Annotated in this window: 17 protein-coding genes; 10 read left to right on the forward strand and 7 right to left on the reverse strand. The window is 71.7% G+C overall.

The window, feature by feature from the left end; translation table 11 throughout:
* The first annotated feature begins 14 nt into the window (after nt 1–14).
* The 8 genes from ACFWN3_RS04685 (at nt 15) to ACFWN3_RS04720 (ending at nt 11,319) form a co-directional block, all read left to right on the forward strand.
* Entirely contained in the window at nt 15–1,532 is a 1,518-nt protein-coding gene (locus ACFWN3_RS04685) for a hypothetical protein (protein ID WP_377643903.1), read from the forward strand.
* A complete protein-coding gene (locus ACFWN3_RS04690; protein WP_377643905.1) occupies nt 1,529–2,947 on the forward strand; it encodes a hypothetical protein in 1,419 nt (472 codons plus the stop codon). The genes ACFWN3_RS04685 and ACFWN3_RS04690 overlap by 4 nt, the downstream gene beginning before the upstream one ends.
* Entirely contained in the window at nt 2,944–4,878 is a 1,935-nt protein-coding gene (locus ACFWN3_RS04695) for a hypothetical protein (protein WP_377643907.1), read from the forward strand. The genes ACFWN3_RS04690 and ACFWN3_RS04695 overlap by 4 nt, the downstream gene beginning before the upstream one ends.
* Before the next feature lie 68 nt (nt 4,879–4,946).
* A complete protein-coding gene (locus ACFWN3_RS04700; protein ID WP_377643908.1) occupies nt 4,947–6,062 on the forward strand; it encodes a glycosyltransferase family 2 protein in 1,116 nt (371 codons plus the stop codon).
* Nucleotides 6,059–7,063, forward strand: coding sequence for a glycosyltransferase family 2 protein (locus ACFWN3_RS04705; protein ID WP_377643910.1), 1,005 nt, complete (start codon nt 6,059–6,061; stop codon nt 7,061–7,063). The genes ACFWN3_RS04700 and ACFWN3_RS04705 overlap by 4 nt, the downstream gene beginning before the upstream one ends.
* Nucleotides 7,060–8,961: a methyltransferase domain-containing protein gene (locus tag ACFWN3_RS04710; RefSeq protein ID WP_377643912.1), complete on the forward strand. Its 1,902-nt coding sequence runs from the start codon at nt 7,060–7,062 to the stop codon at nt 8,959–8,961. Before ACFWN3_RS04705 ends, ACFWN3_RS04710 begins: the two co-directional genes overlap by 4 nt.
* Nucleotides 8,958–9,860 (forward strand): hypothetical protein, encoded by a 903-nt coding sequence (locus ACFWN3_RS04715; protein WP_377643913.1) that lies wholly within the window; start codon nt 8,958–8,960, stop codon nt 9,858–9,860. The genes ACFWN3_RS04710 and ACFWN3_RS04715 overlap by 4 nt, the downstream gene beginning before the upstream one ends.
* A complete protein-coding gene (locus tag ACFWN3_RS04720; protein ID WP_377643914.1) occupies nt 9,847–11,319 on the forward strand; it encodes an oligosaccharide flippase family protein in 1,473 nt (490 codons plus the stop codon). The genes ACFWN3_RS04715 and ACFWN3_RS04720 overlap by 14 nt, the downstream gene beginning before the upstream one ends.
* Before the next feature lie 265 nt (nt 11,320–11,584).
* On the opposite strand, the gene ACFWN3_RS04725 is transcribed toward ACFWN3_RS04720, so the two are convergent.
* From ACFWN3_RS04725 to ahcY, 7 genes are all read right to left on the reverse strand, one after another.
* Nucleotides 11,585–13,327 (reverse strand): hypothetical protein, encoded by a 1,743-nt coding sequence (locus tag ACFWN3_RS04725; protein ID WP_377643916.1) that lies wholly within the window; start codon nt 13,325–13,327, stop codon nt 11,585–11,587.
* Nucleotides 13,328–13,403: 76 nt separating this feature from the next.
* The gene (locus ACFWN3_RS04730) at nt 13,404–14,174 is read right to left on the reverse strand and encodes a GNAT family N-acetyltransferase (protein WP_377643917.1); all 771 of its coding nucleotides are present in this window, start codon (nt 14,172–14,174) and stop codon (nt 13,404–13,406) included.
* Nucleotides 14,171–15,346, reverse strand: a complete 1,176-nt coding sequence (gene rffA, locus ACFWN3_RS04735; protein ID WP_377643919.1) for a dTDP-4-amino-4,6-dideoxygalactose transaminase — start codon at nt 15,344–15,346, stop codon at nt 14,171–14,173. The genes ACFWN3_RS04730 and rffA overlap by 4 nt, the downstream gene beginning before the upstream one ends.
* The gene (locus ACFWN3_RS04740) at nt 15,343–16,374 is read right to left on the reverse strand and encodes a glycosyltransferase family 2 protein (protein WP_377643921.1); all 1,032 of its coding nucleotides are present in this window, start codon (nt 16,372–16,374) and stop codon (nt 15,343–15,345) included. Before ACFWN3_RS04740 ends, rffA begins: the two co-directional genes overlap by 4 nt.
* Nucleotides 16,371–16,853 (reverse strand): GtrA family protein, encoded by a 483-nt coding sequence (locus tag ACFWN3_RS04745; RefSeq protein WP_377643923.1) that lies wholly within the window; start codon nt 16,851–16,853, stop codon nt 16,371–16,373. Before ACFWN3_RS04745 ends, ACFWN3_RS04740 begins: the two co-directional genes overlap by 4 nt.
* A gap of 156 nt (nt 16,854–17,009) precedes the next feature.
* A complete protein-coding gene (locus ACFWN3_RS04750) occupies nt 17,010–17,501 on the reverse strand; it encodes a hypothetical protein (protein ID WP_377643925.1) in 492 nt (163 codons plus the stop codon).
* A gap of 302 nt (nt 17,502–17,803) precedes the next feature.
* On the reverse strand, nt 17,804–19,255 hold the full coding sequence (gene ahcY / locus ACFWN3_RS04755) for an adenosylhomocysteinase (RefSeq protein ID WP_377643927.1): 1,452 nt from the start codon (nt 19,253–19,255) through the stop codon (nt 17,804–17,806).
* 563 nt (nt 19,256–19,818) lie between these two features.
* Here ahcY and ACFWN3_RS04760 point away from each other — a divergent pair.
* Together ACFWN3_RS04760 and ACFWN3_RS04765 are read left to right on the forward strand one after the other, a co-directional pair.
* Nucleotides 19,819–20,121 carry a hypothetical protein gene (locus tag ACFWN3_RS04760; protein ID WP_377643929.1) on the forward strand — a complete coding sequence of 101 codons (303 nt, stop codon included), beginning with the start codon at nt 19,819–19,821 and terminating at the stop codon, nt 20,119–20,121.
* Nucleotides 20,122–20,178: 57 nt separating this feature from the next.
* A complete protein-coding gene (locus ACFWN3_RS04765) occupies nt 20,179–20,715 on the forward strand; it encodes a YbaK/EbsC family protein (RefSeq protein WP_377643931.1) in 537 nt (178 codons plus the stop codon).
* The last annotated feature ends 1 nt before the right edge of the window (nt 20,716 follow it).

A 20,716-nucleotide genomic window follows, 5' to 3' on the forward strand; every position in this document is an offset into this window, starting at 1 on the left:
ACCATAATCCACGGGTGAGGCCGGCGACGCGTGACTGGGTGCTCGTGTCCGCGTGGCTCGGCTCCCTCGCCCTCGTCCGCGCCGGGACCGTCGAGGAGCGCGACCCCTACTGGCAGGTCCGGGCGGGACTCGAGAACCTCGACGGCCTCCCCCTCTCGCGGGCGGACAGCTGGGGGTGGGACCCGGTCGACACGCCGTTCACCCAGACCTCGCCCGCGTGGAACGACGTCCTCGCCCTCGGCTGGAGCACCTTCGGCTTCGCCGGGATCTTCCTCGTCGCGCTGGCGGCCCTCGTGCTCTACCTCGCCACGGTGGCGTGGATCGGCAGCCGGCTCGGGGCCAGGCCGCTTCCCGTCCTCGTCGGCACGCTGGCCTGCGCGCTGCCGGCCCTCGCCATGCTGTCGCCCCGCGCCACCGTGGTCGCCCAGACCCTGTTCCTCCTCGGCCTGGCCGCGGCGGACCGCTGGCGGGCGCGCGCCGAGCGACCGACGGCGCCGGTGGACGCGGCCGTCGTCCTCGTCGGCGCAGCCGTCCTCGTCGCCGCCGGGTCGTGGATCCACCTCTCCTGGCTCCTCCTCGCCCCTGCGACCGTCGCGTCGTGGGCCGTGCTGTGGCTGTGCGGGCGAGCCGTCACCACGGCACGGGCGGCCCTCCTCACCGGTGCATCGGTGGTCGGGGCCCTGGCCGGGCTCGCCGTCGGGCCTTACGGCAGCGACGCCTGGCGGCTGACGCAGGCCGTGCAGGCCGCCTGCCAGGGACTGGTCATCGAGTGGCTCGGTGTGCTGACACCGGGCCTCATCCACCGCTGGCTCCCGGCCGCCGTGCTGGCCCTCGCCCTCGCCGGCGGTGCGGCGGTGTGGGTCACCCGCTCGTGGCCGCGACGCCGGACCGACCAGCGGGTGGGGCTCGTCGGAGCCCTCGTCGTCCTGGCGCTGCCGGCCGCGCTCGGGTCGTTCAGCGCCCTCCGCTTCGTCGGGGTCGCCCTCCTGGCCCTGGCGCCGGTTGCCGCGGTCGTCGTGACCTCGGCGTCGGACCGGCTCCGGGGACGGGCGGCGGCGGACCCGCCGACGGGTGCCTTCCGCAGTGCCCGGGTCCGGTTCTGGTCCGACGGCGCGAGCTGGCGGCCGGTCCTGGCCATCGTCATCGTGCTCCTCTCCCCCGGGACCGTGCTCCTTGCCGCCCCCCTCGCACGCCCTCTCCCCGAGCTGGCCGTCGTCGACGCGCTCCCCCGCGGCTGCCGCCTCCTCTCCGATCCCAGCAGCGCGGGGCCGGTCCTCCTCCTGCGCCCCGACGTCACGGTGTGGGTCGACGGACGCTTCGACCACTGGGGCCGGGATCGGCTGGAGGCCGCGCGGGCGGCGCTGTCCGCCGATACCGTCGACGTCCCACCCCTCGACCAGGCAGGCTGCGTCATGCTCTCGACGACCGACCCGTTCGCGGGCGGTTCACTGGCGAGCGCCCTCGACGCGTCGCCGGCCTGGGACGCCGTCGGCGCCGGCTCGACGGTCCGCCTCTGGGTGAGGTCGACGTGACCTCCCGTCCCCGGCCGCGTCCCCCCACCCTCGTCGCGCTCGCAGTGGTCGCCCTCGTCCCGTTCGTCGTCCTGCGGCTCAAGCTCATCCCGGTCGACGACCCCGACTCCTTCTGGCACGTCCTGTCCGGGCAGCACGTCTGGCAAGCGCACGAGGTCGTCGTCGACGACCCGTTCGGGCGTTTCAGCACGAACCCGTGGGTGCAGATCGACTGGCTGAGCGACCTCGCGATGGCCGGGGTGCACGCCGTCGCGGGCCTCGCCGGCGTCGCCTGGCTCTACGCCACGCTCGGGATCCTCCTCTTCGTCGCCCTCTACGTGGCCGCGCGGCGGTCCGCACCCCCGCTGACCGCGGGTATCGTCGCGACGCTCGGCTGGGCGGGGACCTACGCGAGCCAGGGCTTCCGCCCGCAGACCGTCTCCTTCGTGCTCCTGGCCGTCACGCTCGTCGCGTGGGACCGCGTGCGCAGAGGAGAGTCGGGCACGCCGTGGTGGCTCGTCGCCCTCACCTGGGTCTGGGCCTGCCTGCACGGCCTGTGGTTCCTCGGCCCGCTGGTCGGGCTGACGGTCGTCCTCGGGCTGGCGCTCGACCGGTCGCGACCGGGTCGGGAGCTGCTCCGACTCCTCGCGGTGCCCGTCGCCGGGCTCGCCGCTGCCTGCCTGACCCCGATCGGCCCCTCCCTGCTCACCACACCGTTCACGGTCAACGCCTACGCGGGGCTGGTCAGCGAGTGGCGCCCACCCGACGTCCACGAGCCGTACGTCGCCGGCACGGTGGTCCTCCTCGTCGTGACCGCGCTCGCGTGGGCGCGCTCGGGCGAGCGGGCCCGGACCCCCGACATCCTCCTGTGGGTCATGGCACTGGGCTGGACCCTGCTCTACGCGCGGACCGTCGCCATCGGCGCGGTCATCGCCGTGCCACTGGCCGCGACGGCGCTCGCCTCCCTGCTCCCCCTCCCGGCCGAGCCGGGAGCCCGCCGCGTCGAACGGCTCCTCCTCCCCGTCTCTGCGGTCGCGGCCGTGCTCCTCGCCGCGGTGCTCGCCCCCTCCGTGGCCGGTCGGGCCGGCGGGATGCCGACGGCCCTCGACGGGGCGATCGACCGGCTCCCCCGCGACACCGTCGTCCTCAACGACGACGCGGTCGGGGGCTGGCTGCTGCTCGAGCACCCCGCGGTCCACCCCGTCATCGACACGCGCACCTACCTGTTCGACGTCCCGTACATCACTGCGTACACCGACGCCCGGGCGACCCGGTCGGGGTGGCCGGGCTTCGTGGCCTACACCGACGCCTCGGCAGCCCTCGTCCGCCGTGAGGAACCCCTCGTTCCCGGCCTCCTCGACGAGCTCGGCTGGATCGTCCTGGCGGAGGGCGACGGGTGGGTCCTCGTCGGCGACCCCGCGAGGGTCGGGTCATGATCGGCACCCGGGCCGTGGCGGCGGCCTCACCCGGGCCCTCGACGCAGCGGCCGGGCACCCGCGCCCTCGCCGTGGGGGTCGTCGTCGGGCTGGCCACGACCGTGGCCGTCGGGCTCCTCGCGTCCCCCTGGATCGGCATCCCGCTGGCGCTGCTCCTCGTCGTGATGGCGCCGACGTCGGACCGGCTGGACCGGCGCCTGGCGATCAACCTCTCCCTCGTCGCCGGATGGCTGCCCGCGGTCCTGTGGGTGCCACCGTTCCTCGGCCCCGGCACGGCCGCCGGCCTCGGCCTGGGCCTCGCCACCGGCCTCGTCGCCGGTTCCGCCGCATCCGCCCCGCACCGACTGATGCCCACGGCGGCCCGTCGCGACACGGTGATCGCCGTGGCCGCTGGGCTCGCCGCGGTGATCGCGTGGCCGCTGCGTTCGCCCGGGTCCGCGGACCGCACGCTCGCGATGCTCAGCACCGGGATCGACCACGGGTACCACTTCTCGATCTTCCTCGAGCGCCGGCTGTCCGCCGCCGGCTCGGGTCCCCTTGCCGTACAGGCCGACTCGAGCGGGTTCGCCTTCGCCGAGTACCCGCAGTGGTTCCACCGGATGCTCACCGTCCTGTCCCAGGTCGTCCACGGCGACCCGGGGAGCGCCACGACCGAGCTGGCCCGCTACGCCCAGCTCGAGTGGGTCGTCTTCATCGGGGTCACGGTGCTCGTGACGTCAGCACTCCTGCAGGCGCTTCCCGTCCGCGCCCCGGCGACCCTCGTCGTTCCCGCGGTCGTCCTGGTCCTGGGGCTGTGGCTGGGCGTGCCGGGGGCGGTCAACCTCATCCAGGGCCACCTCAGCTTCCTTCTCGCGGCGACGGCGCCCGCTGTCGTGCTGCTCCTCCTCGCGCCGGTCTCGCACCGGCTGCGCCCGCTGACCCTGGCCGCCGTCGCGGGCCTCCTGCTCGTCGCGGCGTCGTGGATGCTGCTCCTCCCGCTGGCCGCCACCGCGGTCCTCGCCCCGTTCGCGGGGCTGTGGCGCCGGCCCCCGCCCGTCCTCCGACGGGCCGGGCTCGCGGTCGGCGCGGCCCTCGCGGTGGCAGCATTCCTCTTCGTCCGGCCCTGGCTCGGGGCGGTCGGCCTCCAGGCCGTCCTCACCGACGGGACGATCCCGCGGCTGCACCTCTGGGCCCTCGTCGCCGTCCTCGTCGGTGTGGTGGTGCTCGTCGAGGCGCTCCGCCGACGCGCCCCGCACGAGCTCGACCTGCTCCCCCACATCGTCGTCACGCTCGTCTCGCTGCTCCAGCTCGTGGTCCTCGGCGGGTACATGCTGGCCGAGGTGGCTGAGCTGCGGTACTACTTCTGGAAGCTGGCGCTCGGGTCGCTCCTCGTCTCGCTCCTCGTCGCCGCACTCGCCCTCGTGACGGCCCTCGACGCGCGGACGCCGCGCCCGACGGGCAGTCGTCGCGCACGCCTGACCTCCCTCGTCGCGTGCCTCGTCGCGGCCGTCGGGGTCGGGCCGTTCCTCCAGGAGGTCGCCGCGCCGTCGGCCGGCTGGGCGGCCATCGTGCCGATCTCCTTGGCCCAGCGACCCGCCACCGACGATGCCGGAGACGTCGACCTCGTGCTCCGGCTCGCCGAGGCGACGGCGCCCGCGGCGGCCGCGCGGACCCGGCTCGTCGCGACCCGTCCCGACGACATGAACACCGGTCACGCGCTGGTGTGGTTCCACGCCCTCAGCCACTCGGCCACGCACCGGGCCATGGACGAGAACACCCTCGTCTACGAGCTCGCCGAGGAGCCCGACGACACCTCCCTCGCCATGCGCATCGCCGAGGAGACGCTCGCCGCGCCCGACCGGAGGGTGATGGTGACCGACCCGGACCTCTACGCGGCGGTCGTCGCCGCCGTGGCTCCGGAGGACGCCCGCCGCGTCGTCCTGGCGCGCTGAACGGCGCACCGCGCCTCCCTCCGATCAACCGGCCTGCGGCCTCGGGCGGACCTATGCTGGCGGGGACCGTGACCACCCACCGTGGGGATGACCTCGTGACCGACGGCCGCACCGACGACCTGCGCATCGCCGCCATCGTCCCGTGCCACGACGAGGAGGCGGCGGTGGGTCGGGTCGTCGCCGACCTCCGGGCGGCCGTGCCCGGCATCGAGGTCTTCGTCTACGACAACTGCAGCACCGACGGCACCGTCGAGGCCGCGCTCTCCGCAGGAGCCGAGGTCCGGACCGAGCCGGTCAAGGGCAAGGGCAACGTCATCCGGAGGGCCCTGGCCGACATCGACGCCGACGTCTACGTCATGGTCGACGGCGACGACACGTACGACGCCGCGGCCGCGCCCGAGATGGTTCGGGTCCTCCTGTCCGGGCCCTACGACCAGGTGACGGGGGTCAGGACCCCCAGCGACCGGAGCGCCTACCGGTCCGGCCATGAGATGGGCAACCGGATGTTCAACCGGGTCGTCTCCCGGATCTTCGGCTACCCCGTCAACGACATGCTCAGCGGCTACCGCGTCTTCTCCCGTCGCTTCGTCAAATCCTTCCCCGCGATCTCGAGGGCGTTCGAGATCGAGACCGAGCTGACCGTCCACGCGATCAACAACCGGGTCCCGCAGGCCGAGGTCCCCGTGGGGTTCAAGGACCGTCCCGAGGGCTCGGCGAGCAAGCTGCGGACGTACCACGACGGGATCCGGATCGCGCGGATGATCACCCGGCTGCTCCACCACGAGCGTCCGATGGCGCTGTACTCGACGATCGCGGCCCTCACGACGCTCGCCGCCGTCGGCCTCGGCATCCCCGTCATCGACGAGTACCTCCGCACCGGCCTCGTGGGGCGCTTCCCCACCGCGTTCCTCGCGGCATCGCTGGTCGTCGTGGCCTTCATCGTCCTCGTCGTGGGCATCCTCCTCGACGGGCTGCGCAAGATCCGTCAGGAGAACACCCGGATCGCGTACATGGCGATCGCTCCCCCACCCCGCCGCGACGGGCCGGGGACTCCCGGCGCGCCGAAGGAGCCGCCTGCGGCGGCGAGGACGCGACCTGGCTCCTCGAGGGCCGGGGATGACACCGTCCGTGACGGCTCTCGGTCGGATGTCCCCGTGGCCGAGCGGTCGTCGGAGCGGGTTTGACCCTCAGCGCCGTCGTCGTGGGTCACGGCGACGAACCCCTGCTGGCTGCCTGCCTCGAGGCGCTCGTCGCGCAGCTCCGAAGGGACGACGAGGTGGTCCTCGTCGACCACGGGATCACCTCGGTCCCGGTCGTCGATGGGGTGCGGCTCGTGACCCCCGCCACGAACACCGGGTTCGGCGGCGGTTGCGAGGTGGGCGCGAGGGAGGCCCGCGGCGACGTCCTCGTCTTCGTGAACTCCGACGCCATCGTGGAACCGGGCGCCGTGGCCGCGATCGCCGAGGCCGTCGCGGATGAGTCGGTGGGTCTCGCCGGCGGCCTGGTCCTCCTCGCGGCCCAGCCCGGCCACGTCGACTCCGCCGGCCTCCCGGTCCACCTCACCGGACTCAGCTGGTGCGGCGGTTACGGCGATCCCGTTGCACGGCACCGCACTCCGCGTTCGGTCACCTCGATCCACGGCGCCTTCTTCGGCTGCCGGCGTGAGGTGTGGGACCTCTTGGGCGGCATGGACGTCGAGTACTTCATGTACCACGAGGACACCGACCTGAGTCTGCGCACCCACCTCGCGGGCCTGCGCTGCATCCTCGTGCCCGATGCCGTCGCCACCCACGACCACGACTTCTCACGCAACGCCCGCAAGATGTTCCTCCTCGAGCGCAACCGGTTCCTGACCGTCCTCGGCGACTACCCAAGCCACCTGCTGCTGCGCGTGCTTCCGGTGCTGCTCGTCCTCGAACCGGCCTATCTCCTCATCGCAGCGCGGGACGGGTGGGCGGCCGAGAAGCTCCGAGCCTGGAGTTGGATCGTGCGCCATGCCCCGGACGTCAGGGCTCGACGACGACGAGTGCAGGCGGCCACCATCGCCCCCCACGCACTCGACGACCTCCTCGTCCCCGCCGTGACCCAGACCCAGCTGGAGGCGCCGGCGGCCATGGGCGCGCTCAACGCGCTCCTGTCCGCCTACTGGCGGGTCGCCGGCCCGCGGGGCAGGACGACGCGATGACCGCATGGGACACCGACCGTCCCGGGGCTGTCGTGCTCGCGGCGTACCGGCCGAACCCGGCGCTCTTCCGCGTCCAGCTGGAGTCGATCCGGGACCAGACCCGCGGCGACTACGTGTGCCTCATCGGTGCTGATGGGGACCAGTCGTCGGTGGCACCGCTCGTCGACGAGATCGTCGGTGCGGACGAGCGGTTCCGAGTCGTCGGCTGGGACGACAACCTCGGCTTCTACCTCAACTTCGAGCGCCTCCTCGCCGCTCTGCCTGACGACGTGGCGTGGGTCGCGCTGAGCGACCAGGACGACCGGTGGCACCCCGACAAGCTCGAGCGCCTCGTCCCCCTCCTGGCGGACGTCGCCCTGGCCACGGGGCAGGCGCGGGTGGTGGAGGTCCCCGGACAGCGGGTCGTGGCCCGAACGCAACGCCGGGTGGTCGGCCCGCGCGACCTCCTGGTGCAGAACCAGGTCACCGGTTCCCAGACCGTCTTCCGGCGCGACCTGCTGGACGTCGCCCTCCCCTTTCCTCGCCTGCGCACCGAGACCCAGCTGCACGACCACTGGCTCGCGATGTGCGCGGTCGCCTCGGAGGGGTACGCGGTGCTCGACGAGGTCCTCCAGGACTATGTCCAGCACGGGGCCAACCTCGTGGGCGAGGTCGCCGACCGCCACCCCCGAACGCCATGGGGTGTCGCGCGGCTGGTGCGGGACCTGGCCGACCGCTACGAGGGCGGGCACCGTCCGGCGCAGCTCCTCCTGGCGGCCCACCGCGCCGGCCTCGGGTGGCGCCGACTGCTGGCGAACGAGCTGGCGGCCCGCATGCCGACCTCCGCGACCACCCTCGACCTCCGGTCCTGGATCGGCTCTCCGGGAGTCCTTCGTGGAACACGCGCCGCGGTCGACGCCCTGCGGTCGCGGAACGTCACGAAGGGTACCTCTCTGACACTCGTGGCCGGACTTCCCGGTGACGTCGTGGCGAGCCGTCGCGACCGACCTCACCGGAACGGGCAGGGTGGGACCGACCACGAGGAGGTCGAAATGGTGTCGGAGAGCGCTGCAGCCGGGACGTGCTGGCTCTGCGCCACCCACGTGGTCGCGGAGTCCCCCTACTCGGCGGTGGGATTCTCCCGCTGTCCGGCGTGTGGGCTGTTGTTCCAGCCGACTCGAGCCTCGGCGGAGGAAGAGGCGCAGCGGTACGACGCCTCCTACTTCGACGCGTACAGCTCCAGGACTGGCGGGCAGGACCGGTACGACGAGCACGACGACCAGCGCCGCGCCGAGAGCCGAGGACGACTTGACTTCGTCCGGACGCATGTCGGCACCACCAGTCAACTGCTGGAGGTCGGAGCGGCATCCGGATGGTTCGTCGAAGCCGCTCGCGACGCGGGATGGCAGGCGGTGGGTGTGGAGCCGTCCGCCCCCACCGCGGCCGAAGGCCGCCGTCGTGGCGTCGACGTGTGGGCGGGCACACTCGCCGATGCGGCTACCAAGGGTGCCGTGTACGACGCGGTCTGCGCCTGGCACGTCCTCGAGCACCTCCCGCAGCCAAGGGAGGCCGTGGCGCAGCTGATCTCGCTGGTGCGCCCCGGGGGCTGGCTCTTCCTCGAGCTGCCCAACCTCGACAGCGTCGCGGCTCACCGGGGCGGGCTGGCGTGGGTGCACCTCGACGCCGACGCACACGTGGCGCACTACGGACCGCGCTTGGTGCAGGACCTCCTCACGGACTCTGGGCTAGATGTCCGGACCGTCGAGACTTTCAGCGTGCGCGCCTTCACCACGAGGCGACTGCGCCGGGCGGCACACGCCGTGTTCGACACTCTCGTCCTCCGGACGCCGCCTGTCGTGCACCCCTCCCGCCACGAGCTGATGAGAGTGGCCGCCCGCCGCCCCCTCGAGGGCCCATGACGTGGCCCGGCCTCGGCGTCGTCGTCGTCCTTTACGGCACCTCCGCCGCTGACAGCCCGGCGCTTCGGGGCCTCGCGGAGCACGTGCGTGAGGACGACGGCATCCACGTGGCCGTGCAGGACAACAGTGAGACGCCCTCTTCGGACCAGGACTTGCCGACCGTCGTGGAGGACTACGTCGCACGCCCCGACAACCCCGGCCTGTCCGAGGCGTATCAGCGTGCGGCAGAGCTGTTCTCGTCCGCGGGGATCGAGTGGATGGCCCTGCTCGACCAGGACACGACGGTCACGAGGGAGTACCTCGACGAGGTGCTCGACATCGTCCGGGGGCGGGTGACAGTGCCGTCATCGGTGGCGGTCCTCGTGCCGAAACTCGAGGACTCGGGCCGTCAGGTCTCTCCGCACGGTCGCGTCCGTCTCAGATCCCGTTCCGTGCCCACCTCACGGGGCGTCGTCTCCGGCTTCTCCACACACCTGAACTCAGGGAGCGTCCTGCGCCTGGAGGCGGTGCGGCGCATCGGAGGGCTCCCCGAGGGGTACCCCCTCGACTACCTCGACCACGCCCTCGCGTCGCGGCTGAGAGAGAGCGGCGGGCTCACCTGGGTCCTCGGCGCGACCCTGCGGCACCGGCTGTCACTCCTCGAGCGTCGGTCCCTCAGTGCGGCGCGCCTGGCCTCGATCCTCGAGGCCGAACGCCGGTACCACCTCGAGTTCGGCTCTCGCGGTGACGTGGCCTGGCTCGCCGCTCGGCTGTGGGCCGGGGCGGTGCTCTCGACGACCCACCTCCGCCCCTCCCCCGATGCCGCGCTCGAGCGGCGGGCGGCCGTGGCGGCGACCCTCGCGCTACTGACTCGGACGCGGAGACTCCCGGAGCGGAAGGTCGCCGATGCCGGACTCTGACCCGACCCCGCCGCTCCCGGCACGGCGGCGAGCCCTGCTCGCGACGCTCGGGAGCGGCGCCGACCTCGCGGTCCGACAGGTCGCCCAGTTCGCCGTCGCAGTCGTCCTCGCGCGCCTCCTGACCCCCGAGGACTTCGGCTCCGTTGCCCTTCTCGGGCTCGTCGTGCTGTTCGGCACCGTGCTCTCGGACCTCGGCTTGTCGACGGCGCTCCTCCAGACGCCCGACTTGGAACAGGAGGACCTCGACGTCGCGCTCTGGATCACCCTCGTCGGTGGGGTCCTCACGACGGCACTCGCCGCGGGGCTCGCGTGGCCCCTGGCCGCCGCGTTCGACCTGTCCCATCTCGCCCCGGTGTCTGCCTTCATGGCGCTGGCCATCGGCGCGACCGCCGCGGGGCAGGTCCCGTCCACCGTCCTCGTGAGAGAAGCGGCGTTCTCGCGGCTGCTCGTGACGGGACTCGTCGCGGTCGTCGTCGCCGGCGGCACCGCCGTGGTGATGGCACTCGCCGGCGCCGGCATCTGGTCCCTGGCGGTCCTCACCGTGCTGACACCGGTGGTGGTGACGGTGAGTGCCTTCGCCCTCTGTCCCGTCCGCACGCGCCCGAGATGGCAACGCGAGCGGGGCCGACGACTGCTGTCCAGGGGTCGCTGGGTCCTTGCCACGAACGCGATCGACGCGGCGTGGATCCGCGTCCAGTACGGCGTCGTCGGGGCGCTCTTCGGCGCGGGGCCGCTCGGGCACTACCAGCGGGCCGACTCCACCCAGCAGATCGCCACCGACGCAACGACCATCGTCGTCGGTCGAGTGGCCCTCCCCCTGTTCGCCCGCTCGGCGGACCGTCCGGAGCTGCTGCGAGCAGGCTTCCGGACCGGGGTAGGCGTGACGACGGCGTTCGTCGCGCCCGTGATGGTGCTGATGGCCGCGCTCGCAGAACCCATGATCGTCACCGTCTTCGGTGCCCAGTGGGCCGCAACCGGTCCGCTGCTCGGCGTGCTGTGCCTCAGCGGCATGGTGTGGCCCCTCCAGCTCATGGCGAGCAACGTGCTCTACGCCATGGCGCGGAACAGGACCGTGTTCCGCCTCAACGCCCTCAAGAAGGTGGCGGCGGTCGTCCTGTTCGCCATCGGCGCAAGCATCAGCCTGACCGCCGCCGCGTGGGCGATCGTCGGCGCGGCCGTCATCGCCGTCCTCGTGAACGCGTGGGCGGTGGAACGGGTGATCGGCCTCGGCGTCCGCGCCCAGCTGGCCAGTGCCGCAACGTCGCTGGCCCTTGCCAGCGCCGTCGGGCTGGCCGTGTCCTGGACGGCTCGCGTGTGGGACGTGATCCCGATCATCGAGGTGGCCGTCCTTGGGCTGGCCGGCTCGGCGGTCTACTTCGCTCTCGCAATGGCGCTCAGGACACCCGTGAGCGACATGCTTCGTCTTCTGTGGTACCGCGACCAGGAGACCGCCAACTGAGACCGAGTGCCACCAAGCACGAAGAAGGCCCGTACCGACGGGCAGAGGGTGAGGCGCCTCCGATTCAACCTGCTAGGCAGAAGGGTCGCCACTTCGACCGAGCCTCATACGCGATGCTCCGCCTAACGGTGCCCTGGACGGGAGGAGCGGAGGCGCAGGCCATCGTGATGATAAGGGCGTGTGCGACGCATGATGGTCAACGCAGCGAATGTGACTGTTACTGGGACACACGCAGACTGGCCGCACGCGCTCACCTCAACTTCGATCAGCACTCGGCCAGGGCGGTGTCCCCAGGCGCGGTCGTGACCCTGAGTGTGGCGGGCTCGTCGATGAGCGACTTAACCGTGATAGTCCCCGGATGCAACTGCATCACGCGGTGATGGGACTCGATATTGTCCTGATCCACCAGGAGAACATCGACCGACGTTGAAGCACTTACCGACAGGACATTTGGCTCGCCTCCCAAGTTCAGCACAAGCACTCCCGTGCTGGGTCGACAGCCATCCACTGGTCGTTTGTCAGGCTCAAAGAGCACCTGAGTCGCCAGGACAGCACTCAGAACGTCTGGGCGTCCGATTTCCGCACCAACTGCTCGCAAGTCGAGGGGACGCAGTTCATCTGGCCCAAGGAACGAGAACTCTGGTGTGTACGAGCGGTCCCCGAAGGTGCTGGCACCAGAGAGGACAAGATCCTGCCCGGCTGCCATGATCCGCGCTGTCGTGCGGTTCCAATCGGTCCAGACGGACGCGACCGGTACCCACATCACGACGTTTGCCATGGACAGGCCTCCGATGACGAAGGCTGCCGCGCGACACCGGCATGCTTGGACGCAGGCACGAGACACGACCGCGACCAAGAACGGCAAAAGAAAGAGCGTAGAAACATAGGTGTAGCGGGAGAGCATCGCACTGCTCACCCCGAAAGAAATCCGCGTCACACCTGTCGCGAGAACGTAAAGTCCGCATCCGGTCAGGAAGACGATCACCACGATGTCGGGACGGAGGTCTCTCCGTCGCCACACCGCCACCACCATGGCAAGGAGCGCGACGGCCCCCGTAAGTGCGATAACCATTGACATCGGGGTGAGCCCTGGAAACACCGCACGCTCAGGGGTTCGCCACGGCGCGATTGATGCAAGGGCGTTTCCCACCCCAAGGGTCCAGTACAGCGGCAAGAGCGCGAGATCGCTCAGGGACGCGGCCTCTCCGGTCACTCGGGGATCAGTGATGACGTACCAGAGGCCATACGCAACTGCACTAGGAAGGAGCAGGAGGAGACGACGAAACCGTCGTTGAACGACGATCAGTAGCCCGATCAATGCGAGTAAGAGGGGGGCGATTCCGAAGGCCAAGAAGCTGCCTGTTGTCATCACCACTACGAGCCAGCCCCGTGGGCGAGGTCGACTGACCTCCAGCAGAGTCGCGATACCCAACGCGACTGCGGCGAGGAGTCCGAGGGTTACAACGAAAAGGATGTTCTCGACCCCTGCGGCATACGTGGCAAAGCCCGCGACCGCCAAGGTGGAGTGCCACGGGTCAGCGCCACCGCGGATGGACAATCTCCACAGGAGGTGGCACACCATGAGATGGAGTCCAATGGTCACCGCCAAATATGGGAGCGCTGACCCTGCACCCACCACGGCGTATAGGCCGGCATAGACCAGTTTGGGGACGAGGATCAGGTGCTCGTTGTGCGGTGCAAACAACCAGGAGATGGACGCATCTCCACGAGTGACGGCCGCCACGAGGGGCCAGTCGTCGTAGTAGAAGTGCAAGCCCCGAGCACTCCACAGCAGGAAGGACGAGACAAGGGCCAGGCTTACGGCGTGAAAGGTCAACGGGCCGCGGCCGACCTCGGCCACTAAAGCCCCGCCCAAGCGTCTGCGCCGATGGCGCTCGATCGGCTCGACCCCAGCTCCACGGTTGTCGAGGTTCCCGGCCGGCGTGGGCGCCACGACGGGGGCAACCTCGTGCGTCACAGTCTCTTCCTTCATCAGTGTCGTGACCATGCTCCGGGTCGTGGGATCACTCCACATCACCCGTTCGGACAGCCACCGTCGACGGTCCGCCAAACCTCCAAATCCCCTAGCCGCTGGGGCGCACGTGGACGGTCGTGAAGGCGGCGACGGGCAGCATCCCGGCACGGGCCCACAGGCGCTGCACCGCCACGTTCCCCGCTTGTGTCGAGATGAGGAGCCGGTCGTGACCCTGCTCGAGGAGCCGGGCGAGCAGGGACGTGAACAGCGCGCCGTACACGCCCCGGCCGCGGTGCCGCGGGCTGGTCCCGGCCAGCTCCACCTCGACGTCACGAGGGTCGGCCAGCGCTCGGGTGGTGGCGAAGGCGGCCAGGTCGCCGCCCTCGCGCGCCACCCAGGTCGAGTGCGGCTCAGCGGCAGCGGTCCGCAGGGCCCACTCGACGTAGCCCTCCGTCACGGCCGCCGGATCGAGGTCGGGCGATGCCGCGTAGTGGCTCACGTAGCCCTCGAACGTCGCCCGCACGAGCTCTTCGAGGGCTGCCGGTTCCGCCGGGACGTCGGAGAGGGACGCGAGGTCGAGCGGGGCAGGACCTTCGGCCGTCGGGCCGCCAGCCCAGTACACCAGCGTGTCGGCCGGGACCACGCGGTGACCGGCGGCCGCCAGGTGGGCTCCCAGGCCCGTCAGCGCGGCCGGCCAGCGGACGACGGCGAGGTCGACGTCGGGGCGCGACAGCGCCTCGAGCACGGGTCCGGAGACGGCGTCGACCTCGTGGACCTGCGAGCCGACCACGACCCTGATGACGACGCGCCCGAACCGGGCGGAGTCGTGGGGGCTCGTCGAGACCGTGACCCCGGCGCCCGAGAGGTCGTCCCAGCTCATGCGGGCCGGTAGGAGGTGACCGCGTCGACGACCCGCTCGACGTCGTCCTCGCTGAGGCCCGGGTGCAGCGGCAGGCGCACGATCCGGCTGGCGACGTCACGCGTCACCGTGCAGGGGTGCGGCGTCCTCCCCAGCCGGCGTCCGGCCGGGGAGGAGTCGAGCGGTTGGTAGTGGAACACCGTGGTCACCTCGCGGGCACCGGTGTGCGCCATGAGGCCGGGCTGGTCGTCGGCCGACGGCATCAGCACGTAGTAGACGTGTGCGGGGTGGTCGTTGCCCTCGGGCACGACCATCGTGGTGGCGCCGACGTCGGCGGCCCACGGCGCCAGCTGCTCCGCGTACCGGTCCCAGACCTCGTGGCGACGCGCCTGCATCACCTCGAAGCCCTCGCTCTGGGCGACGAGCAGGGCCGCGGAGACCTCGCTCATGAGGAACGACGACCCGACGTCCTGCCAGGTGTACTTGTCCACCTCTCCCCGCAGGAAGCTGCTGCGGTCGGTGCCCTTCTCCCGCACGACCTCGGCACGCCCCCGCAGGGACTCGTCGTTGATGAGCAGCGCCCCGCCCTCGCCGCTCGTGAGGTTCTTGGTGTCGTGGAAGCTCTGCGTCGCCAGGCCACCGAAGGTGCCGAGGTGCCGGCCGTTCCAGTACCCGCCGAGACCGTGGGCGTTGTCCTCGACGAGGTGCAGGCCCCGCGCCTCGGTGAGCGCCACGAGCCGGTCGATGTCGGCGGCGATGCCCCCGTAGTGGACGACGAACACCGCGCGGGTGCGTTCGGTGATCGCCGCCTCGACCAGGGAGACGTCGAGGTTGAGGGTGTCCGGACGCACGTCGACGAAGACCGGGGTCGCACCACGGATCGCGATGGCGGTCGCCGTGGAGGTGAACGTGAAGCTCGGGCAGATGACCTCGTCGCCGGGGCCGAGGTCCAGCAGGATGGCGGCGAGCTCGAGGGCGTGCGTGCACGACGGGGTGGTGAGCACCGCCGGGGCGCCGGTGAGCTCGCGCAGCCACGCGTCGGCCCGGCGGGTGAACTCGCCGTCGCCGTGCCACATGGGCGAGGCGAGCACGCGGGCGATGTACTCCTCCTCGCGGCCCACCCGGTGTGGCCGGGTCAGGCGCACCTGCGCGACGGCAGGGCTCTTCGTCGCGGGCGGGGTTGCCTCGGTCATGAGGACGAGACCTCTTTCGACGGGGTGGGCGACTCGGTGCGGTGCGCGGCCTCGGTCGGCTGCACCTCCGGCACCACCGGTCGGACGAGGTAGGCCGGCCGCTGCATCGAGCGCACGTGCAGCCGGCCGAGGTACTCCCCCAGGATGCCGAGCGAGAGCATGATCGCGCCGGACAGGACGGCCAGCATCGCGACCACCGTGGTGAAGCCGGCGACCTGCACGACCCCGGCCCAGTACAGGGCCAGCACGGCCACGAGGGCCACCACCCCGAAGAAGGAGATGAACAGGCCGAGCCAGGTCACCAGCCGCAGCGGCAGGATGCTGTACCCGGTGGCCATGTTGAAGGTGTGCCCGATGAGCCTGCGGAAGGTGTACCCCGAGGCGCCGATGGTGCGCTCGGCCATCCGGACGGGCGCCCTCCTCACCGACGTCGTGGCCCACGACAGGACGACGTCGATGGAGACGAAGGGGTCGTTGACGTGCTCGAAGGCGTCGCGCAGGTCGGTCCGGAACGCCCGCAGCGCGCTCACGTCCTTGGCGTTGGGCACCCCGGCCATCGCGAGGGCCGCCTTCACCGAGCGCGAGGCGAAGGACCGGAACCAGCCGTGCTCCTCCTCGACGGCGACCCCGTAGACGAGGTCGACGCGCGGGTCGTCGAGCGGTTCGAGGAGGGTCGGCAGCTGCTCGGGGAGGTGCTGGAGGTCGTCGTCCATCGTCACGACGATCCCGAAGTGCGCCGCCGCCACCCCGGCGAGGACCGCGTTGTGCTGGCCGTAGTTGCGGCGGAGCTCCATGACGCGCACGACCCCGGCCGGGAACGCCCGGGCGCTCGCCCGCGCGACGTCGGCCGTGTCGTCGGGGCTCCCGTCGACGACGAGGATGACCTCGTGGCGGGGGGTCAGCTGCTCGAGCACGGGCACCAGTCGGTTCACGAGGGCGGGGACCGAGCCGCGCGAGCGGTAGCAGGGGATGACGACCGAGATGCCCTGTGCGGCGGCCGGGGACACGGGTCCCGTTCGTTCGCTCATGGCGACGCCTCCTGGAGGTTGGGGTCCTGGTCCACGACGGTCGGGTGCCTCCGCGCGAAGCTCAGGCGGCTGTTGGCGACGAAGCTCCACACCGCGATGAGGACCATGACGACCAGCTGCGCCGGCAGGGGGTCCAGCCCCACGACCTCGACGAGGAGGAGGACGCCGAGGAAGGACGCCGCGGCGCCGGTCCACCACACCCCGAGGAACATGAGGAACTGCCGCCGGATCGGGCCGTCGGACCGGAAGACGAGGTACTTGTGCATGGGGAAGGCGAAGGCGATGGTGACTACCTGGGCGGCCACCACGGCGAGGAGGTAGTGGATGCCCGTGGCGAGGGCGGCGACGAGTGCCACAAGGTACACGACCTGGGCGGCGCCGCCGACGACTCCGAACCGGACCATCATCGGGAGCCGCAGCCAGCGCGCGGACCACACCGACGTGGGGGACGGCACGCCGAGACCGGGCGCATCACCCATCGACGTCACTCCTCTTCTCGCCCCGAGGCCGTTCGGGGCTCCACTGACCGTACGTGCACGTCGGCCCGAGGGCAAAGAGGCGCTCGGGCGACCCGGGTGCTTCTCGTGGAGGGCGCCGGTGCGGACGGCCGCGGGAGGGGACCCGAACTCGCGGCGTCAGCCGGCGAGGAGCCGGTCGTTCTCGCGCGGCGGGAGGGTGGCGAAGAGGGCGTCGATCTGGGTGCCGGCCTCGCGGTAGGCCACGTACATCCGGCCGAGGCCGAGGAGGGCGACGAGGGCGCCGACGGCGCACAGCTGGGCGGCACGGTGGTCCATCCCGAGGCCGTCGTGGAGCCAGACCTGACACAGGAGGGCGACGACGGCGCCCAGGCCCCACACCCGCACGGTGCGCGAGAGCGCGGGGATGGACGGGCGGGCGGCGCGAAGGACGAGGTAGACGCAGACGGCGGCGAGGACCTGGGCCTCGACGAGCAGACCGCTGCCGCCGGGGACCGAGCTGGCGGGGAGCGCGACGATCGCGGCCAGGCAACCGAGCTGGACGAGCACCCGGGCGGCACCCGGGGTCACCAGCGCGCGGGGGACGACCGGGGTGAGCGCAGGACCGGTCGTGACCGACCCGCCGACCTCAGTGGCTGTCAGACGAGCCATCGAGACCACCTCCTCGTGGGAACGCCGCAGGGATTGGCGTCTTCGGGGCAGACACTACAAACGCTCCACCGGCAACGGTGCGGAATCCGCACCGACTCGACCGTTCGGTCGACGGGCCCTGGCGGTAGGGACGAGGGGCGGCCGGGACGCGAGGACCGTCGCCGCAGGTCAGCGGCACCGACGGGCTCTCATCCCGAACCTGAGGGGTTGATGAGAGATTCCGACGCGCCGGAGGCCCGGACACCGGCTCTCACCGGCCTCCGGGCCTCCGTGCGCAGTGCGAGGACGCCGCGCGGGACCGCTCAGTAGCGGTAGTGCTCCGGCTTGTACGGGCCGGCGACGTCGACGCCGAGGTACTCGGCCTGCTCCTTGGTGAGCTCGGTGAGCTCGACCCCGAGCGCGTCGAGGTGCAGCTGGGCGACCTTCTCGTCGAGGTGCTTGGGCAGCGTCTCGACCTTCGGGTTGCCCTCGTCGTCGATGTACTCGTCGGTCTTCCCGAACAGCTCGATCTGGGCGATCGTCTGGTTGGAGAAGGAGTTCGACATCACGAAGCTCGGGTGGCCGGTGGCGTTGCCGAGGTTCATGAGGCGGCCCTCGGACAGCACGATGATCGAGTCGCCGTCCTCGAACGTCCACTCGTGGACCTGCGGCTTGATCTCCTGCTTCTGGATGCCGGAGACCTTCGCGAGGCCGGCCATGTCGATCTCGTTGTCGAAGTGGCCGATGTTGGCGAGGATCGCCTTGTTCTTCATCTGCTGCATGTGCTCGGCGGTGACGACGTTGAAGCAGCCGGTCGAGGTGACGATGATGTCGGCCTGGCCGACGACGCTCTCGAGCTTGGCGACCTGGTAGCCGTCCATCGCCGCCTGCAGGGCGCAGATCGGGTCGATCTCGGTGACGATGACGCGCGCACCCTGGCCGCGCAGCGACTCCGCGCAGCCCTTGCCGACGTCGCCGTAGCCCGCGACGACGGCGACCTTGCCGCCGATGAGGACGTCGGTGGCGCGGTTGAGGCCGTCGATGAGCGAGTGGCGGCAGCCGTACTTGTTGTCGAACTTGCTCTTGGTGACCGAGTCGTTGACGTTGATCGCCGGGAAGAGCAGCTCGCCGGCCTCGGCGAGCTGGTAGAGGCGGTGGACACCGGTGGTGGTCTCCTCGGTGACGCCCTTGATCTCGGCGGCGACCTTGGTCCACTTCTGCGGGTCCTGCGTCAGGGTGCGGCGCACGAGGGCCTTGAAGACGCCGAACTCCTCGGTGTCCTCCTCGGTGGTGGGGGGCACCTGACCGGCGGCCTCCCACTCCTTGCCCTTGTGGACGAGCATCGTGGCGTCGCCACCGTCGTCGAGGATCATGTTGGCCTGCGCGCCGCCGGGCCAGGTGAGGATCTGCTCGGTGCAGTCCCAGTACTCCTCGAGGGTCTCGCCCTTCCAGGCGAAGACCGGGACGCCCTGAGGGTCCTCGGGGGTGCCGTGAGGGCCCACGACGATGGCGGCGGCGGCCTCGTCCTGGGTGGAGTAGATGTTGCAGGAGGCCCAGCGGACCTCGGCACCGAGCGCGGTCAGCGTCTCGATGAGCACCGCGGTCTGCACGGTCATGTGCAGCGAGCCGGCGATGCGGGCGCCCTTGAGGGGCTGGCTGTCGCCGAACTCGGCGCGTAGGGACATCAGGCCGGGCATCTCGTGCTCGGCGAGGCGGATCTGGTGACGGCCGGCCTCAGCCAGGCCGAGGTCGCGGACCTTGTGGTCAACGGACATGCGTGAGCTCCTTGGAGTCAGGACGGTGGGTTGACCCGGCGTCGCCCGTCTGGGCCGCACGTGTGTGGAGGGATATCACCCGCGCCGGCAGCCACCCACTCTAGCGCAGGGGCGTCATCCGGCCACGGTCCGCCGGGCCGGCGTCGAACCTCAACGGACGCCGCGCCCGCACCTCGGTTGCGAGTTCTCGCAACTCTCGACGACGTCGAATCGCTTCGTCACTAAAGCCCCGTCCGGGCCCCTGATCAGGTCGAATACGAGGTATCACCCATCCGCTTCGTCGTGATGGGTCGCGCGCTGAAGCACTCGGCGCGCACGGCGGGCGCAGGGGGTCCGCCGGCCGTCGGCACCGTGGCAGCGATGGGATGCGCGTCGTAGGGGGACGCTGCAGCCCGTCTGCGCCCGGGCCGTGGGTCCGGACCCCGGCCCCGCCCCTCCGGGCGGCCGGACCGTCGTGACCTGCAGGGGGTCCGACGGCCCGGCTCTCCCGCAGCCCGTCGGTCGTCAACGGCCCATTAGGGCTCCCGCCGGGGTGGAATGGGAGGTCCCCCAGAGAGGTAGCCATGACCCCCACGGAACCGAACGACACCACGATGGACCGGGCCCGCGAGGACCACCGCGCCGCCGGCGAGGCCCGCGCCGAGAAGCGGATCGACGACTGGCGTGGGCAGGCGAGCGAGATCGAGGACGGCATGGCCGACGCGGTGGAGCGCGCCACCGCGATGGGCGACCGGGTCGAGCGGTCGACCCTGCCCGCGGACCGACGACCCGAGGGCGCCGAGGCCACCTCGCTCCCGAGCGAGACCGGGCCGCGCCAGGTCGACCCCGACGGCGAGCGCCGGGGCAGCCCGCGCGACGACGCCTGAGCGGGCCTGCCCCGCACCCTCACCCTGTGCGCTCGGGTGGCGTCTAGCGTTGGTCCCATGCCGACCGCCCGCGGATCCCTGTCCTGGTCCCCCGCCACCGCGCACCCCGAGCTCCTCGCCCCGCCCGTCGCGGCGGCCGCCGCGTCGGTGCCGGGGCTCCTCGTCGCCGAGATCGACCCGGGCCTCGCCGACACGGCCGCGCTGTGCGACGCGTACGGCGTCGACCTCGCCCGCAGTGCGAACTGCGTCGTCGTCGCGGCCCGGCGTGCGGGAGTGACCACCTACGCGGCCGTCATGGTCCTCGCGACGCACCGCGCCGACATCAACGGGGTGGTCCGGCGCCACCTCGGAGCCCGCAAGATCTCGTTCGCGCCGCAGGACGACGCGGTGAGCCTGTCGGGGATGGAGTTCGGCGGGATCACCCCCGTGGGCCTCCCCGACGACTGGCCCGTCCTCGTCGACGACGCGGTCGCCGAGGCCGGGGAGGTCTGCATCGGCAGCGGGGTGCGGCGCAGCAAGCTCGTCGTCGAGGCGGCCGAGCTGCTCCGCCTGCCCGGCGCCGAGCGGCTCGCGCTCGCGGCACCCGTCGACTGAC

The organism is Oryzobacter terrae, from assembly GCF_042756445.1.
Lineage (GTDB): Bacteria > Actinomycetota > Actinomycetes > Actinomycetales > Dermatophilaceae > Oryzobacter > Oryzobacter terrae.

What these genes read in the sequence shown, in the direction of transcription:
- ACFWN3_RS04720 (WP_377643914.1), top strand. Translation starts at nt 9,847, where the DNA reads ATGCCGGACTCTGACCCGACCCCGCCGCTCCCGGCACGGCGGCGAGCC.
- rffA (WP_377643919.1), bottom strand. Translation starts at nt 15,346, where the DNA reads ATGACCGAGGCAACCCCGCCCGCGACGAAGAGCCCTGCCGTCGCGCAG.
- ACFWN3_RS04710 (WP_377643912.1), top strand. Translation starts at nt 7,060, where the DNA reads ATGACCGCATGGGACACCGACCGTCCCGGGGCTGTCGTGCTCGCGGCG.
- ACFWN3_RS04730 (WP_377643917.1), bottom strand. Translation starts at nt 14,174, where the DNA reads ATGAGCTGGGACGACCTCTCGGGCGCCGGGGTCACGGTCTCGACGAGC.
- ACFWN3_RS04715 (WP_377643913.1), top strand. Translation starts at nt 8,958, where the DNA reads ATGACGTGGCCCGGCCTCGGCGTCGTCGTCGTCCTTTACGGCACCTCC.
- ACFWN3_RS04765 (WP_377643931.1), top strand. Translation starts at nt 20,179, where the DNA reads ATGCCGACCGCCCGCGGATCCCTGTCCTGGTCCCCCGCCACCGCGCAC.
- ahcY (WP_377643927.1), bottom strand. Translation starts at nt 19,255, where the DNA reads ATGTCCGTTGACCACAAGGTCCGCGACCTCGGCCTGGCTGAGGCCGGC.
- ACFWN3_RS04695 (WP_377643907.1), top strand. Translation starts at nt 2,944, where the DNA reads ATGATCGGCACCCGGGCCGTGGCGGCGGCCTCACCCGGGCCCTCGACG.
- ACFWN3_RS04760 (WP_377643929.1), top strand. Translation starts at nt 19,819, where the DNA reads ATGACCCCCACGGAACCGAACGACACCACGATGGACCGGGCCCGCGAG.
- ACFWN3_RS04750 (WP_377643925.1), bottom strand. Translation starts at nt 17,501, where the DNA reads ATGGCTCGTCTGACAGCCACTGAGGTCGGCGGGTCGGTCACGACCGGT.
- ACFWN3_RS04725 (WP_377643916.1), bottom strand. Translation starts at nt 13,327, where the DNA reads ATGGTCACGACACTGATGAAGGAAGAGACTGTGACGCACGAGGTTGCC.
- ACFWN3_RS04745 (WP_377643923.1), bottom strand. Translation starts at nt 16,853, where the DNA reads ATGGGTGATGCGCCCGGTCTCGGCGTGCCGTCCCCCACGTCGGTGTGG.
- ACFWN3_RS04740 (WP_377643921.1), bottom strand. Translation starts at nt 16,374, where the DNA reads ATGAGCGAACGAACGGGACCCGTGTCCCCGGCCGCCGCACAGGGCATC.